The 2,805-nt window shown below is 39.5% G+C and carries 3 protein-coding genes and 1 pseudogene; 3 read left to right on the top strand and 1 reads right to left on the bottom strand.

Features of this window, described 5'->3' with window-relative positions; all coding sequences use genetic code 11:
- Nucleotides 1-103: pseudogene (locus H6G75_RS32575) on the top strand (IS5/IS1182 family transposase); the annotation flags it as partial.
- 44 nt (nucleotides 104-147) lie between these two features.
- Here H6G75_RS32575 and H6G75_RS32570 read toward each other — a convergent pair.
- On the bottom strand, nucleotides 148-588 hold the full coding sequence (locus tag H6G75_RS32570) for a biotin carboxylase (protein ID WP_190983979.1): 441 nt from the start codon (nucleotides 586-588) through the stop codon (nucleotides 148-150).
- Nucleotides 589-921: 333 nt separating this feature from the next.
- On the opposite strand from H6G75_RS32570, the gene arsB reads away from it, so the two are divergent.
- Both arsB and arsC read left to right on the top strand, forming a co-directional pair.
- Nucleotides 922-2,073, top strand: a complete 1,152-nt coding sequence (gene arsB, locus H6G75_RS32565) for an ACR3 family arsenite efflux transporter (RefSeq protein WP_277884130.1) — start codon at nucleotides 922-924, stop codon at nucleotides 2,071-2,073.
- A 35-nt stretch (nucleotides 2,074-2,108) separates the two neighbouring features.
- Nucleotides 2,109-2,507 carry an arsenate reductase, glutathione/glutaredoxin type gene (gene arsC / locus H6G75_RS32560; protein ID WP_190983977.1) on the top strand — a complete coding sequence of 133 codons (399 nt, stop codon included), beginning with the start codon at nucleotides 2,109-2,111 and terminating at the stop codon, nucleotides 2,505-2,507.
- Nucleotides 2,508-2,805: the final 298 nt, after the last annotated feature.

The following is a 2,805-nucleotide window of genomic DNA, read 5'->3' as shown; positions in this document are numbered from 1 at the left end:
GTACCATCGTTTGAGTAAGGATTACGAACGTCTTCCTGAAATGAGTGAAGCTGCTATATATGCCGTTATGACTCGTATTATGTTACGTCGTCTAGCCGTCTAAAGATTTACTTTATAAATGGTCTCTTAGCACTCAGCACTCAGCACTCATCTTCGGACTTGACTACTAAATCCCGATGCTTTAAATTGCTTTAACTTTAAAGGTAATGGCTGATTTGCTGGTACAGAAATTCTCAACTCAAAATCGCTAATTCCTGGTGGAACTTCGGCAATAGAACCAAGGCGGGTACGATTTTGTAAAACTGAGTCATTGTTAGCATCGTATATCCGACCATAGATATCTGCATCGTAGACGGTTTTATAAGTGCCGTTTTCGGCTTTGCCTATGACAATAAAGCAATTAGCCGCCGTTGCACTACCGCCACTTGTAACTGCCCCTTTAGCTAGTTCTGGGGGACAATCTTTATAAGAAATGTCAAATAATCTAATCGGGGTTAAAGCCTCGGCTGTGGGTGTGATTACCCATGACAGAAGTGCAAACAGACAAACAGTAAATATTAGCTGCATCAGTTTTGAGTAGTACTGCATAACCAAAGTTGGGAAATTCCATAAAAATACTTTGCTGTGTTGTTTTTTCATATTTCACACAGGTAATTAATTACTCTAATTGAACTTAGTGTCGAAAAACTCGACATTCAGCACTATTTTTAACCTCAGCTTACCTGAATTTTGCAACCAAGGGATTGCAGACTTTAAATTCTGCGGAGTATCCATCAAGTTTTTTTGATGAATTTTTGTATTCTCTAGTTGACATACCCATAATACATCAAGAAAATTTGATATGAAGATAGATGAACTTAGCGACAACACAGGAAAAGAAGCCAAGTTTTAGCGATTAAGTTTGATTTTAGGTGCACTTTGATGAATCATAATCCGCAAGCTAGTCCTAGTCGGATACAAGCAGGCAGTAATCTCAGTTTTTTTGAAAAATACCTCACTGTTTGGGTATTTTTGTGTATTTTTGGCGGAATTGTTCTGGGTCGATTATTTCCAGGAGTGGCGGTAGCACTGGACGCAATGAGTGTATATCAAGTGTCGATTCCCATTGCTGTCTGTTTATTTTTCATGATGTATCCCATCATGGTGAAAATTGACTTCACCCAAGCGACAAATGCTATCCGCGCCCCCAAACCAGTAATTCTCACTTTGGTAGTGAATTGGTTGATTAAACCTTTCACAATGGTGGTCTTTGCTCAATTTTTCTTAGGGTGGTTATTTCGTCCTTTGATTGTTGGAAGTGAAATGATTCGCGGTGGTGAAGTTGCACTGGCTAATTCTTACATTGCCGGCACAATTTTATTAGGAATTGCACCTTGTACAGCAATGGTGCTGATGTGGGGATATCTTTCTTACGGCAACCAAGGACACACCTTAATTATGGTGGCTGTAAACTCTTTGGCAATGTTGTTTTTATATGCGCCTTTGGGTAGATGGTTACTAGCGGCGAATAATTTAGCTGTACCTTGGGAAACTATTGTTTTGTCGGTACTAATTTACGTGGGTTTACCGCTAATAGCAGGAATGTACAGCCGTTACTGGATTTTTAAATATAAAGGTAAGGAGTGGTTTGAAAGACGATTTCTTAATTATTTGACTCCTGTGGCGATTACGGCTTTGCTATTAACTTTGGTGCTGCTGTTTGCCTTCAAGGGTGAACTAATTGTGAATAATCCCTTGCATATTTTGTTAATTGCTGTACCATTGTTTATTCAAACTAATTTCATTTTTTTAATTAGTTATGTAGCAGGATTGAAGCTGAATTTAGCTTACGAAGATGCCGCACCAGCAGCATTAATTGGAGCGAGTAATCATTTTGAAGTAGCGATCGCCACGGCTGTGATTTTATTTGGCTTAAGTTCTGGTGCTGCACTGGCTACAGTGGTAGGGGTTTTGATTGAAGTACCAGTTATGTTAATGCTGGTTGAAGTTTGTAAACGCACAGCAAGTTGGTTTCCGAGAGAACCGGAGAAAGCAACCTTGCTAGATCCGCGTTGTTTTGGAGATTGCAAATAATCACAACTATCAGTCACAAAATAAGGAATTGATTTATGAAACGTGTCATGTTTGTCTGTAAAAAAAATTCGGCTCGTTCGCAAATGGCGGAAGGTTTTGCTAAAACTCTGGGACAAGGAAAAATAGCCGTAACTAGTTCCGGGTTAGAGGCGAGTCAGGTGAGGCCAGAAGCGATCGCAGCGATGCAAGAAATTGGGATTGATATTACTAATCAGCATTCCAAACCCCTCAGTGATTTTCAAGCCGAAGATTTTGATGTGGTGATTTCCCTGTGCGGTTGTGGGGTGAATTTACCGCCGGAATGGGTGGTGCGCGAAGTATTTGAAGATTGGCAATTGGATGATCCAGCAGAACAGCCAGAAATTTTCCCCAGAGTGCGCGATGAAATTAAAGAACGGGTAGCGCAATTAATCGCATCGGTAAATCAAGCATAGGATTAACAGCTTAGTTAGGGTTTAGTAAAGAAGCCTTGTCTGAGGGTACAGATTTTTTTCAGACATCAAATATGAGTTTGATATCAACTTATTGATTTTTCACAATTTACTTAAAAGTTAGCGATCGCGCCTCTGCGACAAGAGAATGTAAAATTATATAGCGTTTTCCAGTCTAATGAGATACAGTAATTAGATAAGATATAGATTATGAGAAGATATAAATGAAAGCATACTCACTTGACTTTCGGCAGAAAATAATTGATGCGTACTTAGAGGGTGGGATCTCACAAAGACAGTT

Source organism: Nostoc sp. FACHB-280, assembly GCF_014697615.1.
Classification (GTDB): Bacteria; Cyanobacteriota; Cyanobacteriia; order Cyanobacteriales; family Nostocaceae; genus Nostoc_B.
Note: the sequence above shows the minus strand (reverse complement) of the source record. Positions and strands in the feature narration are given on the sequence as shown.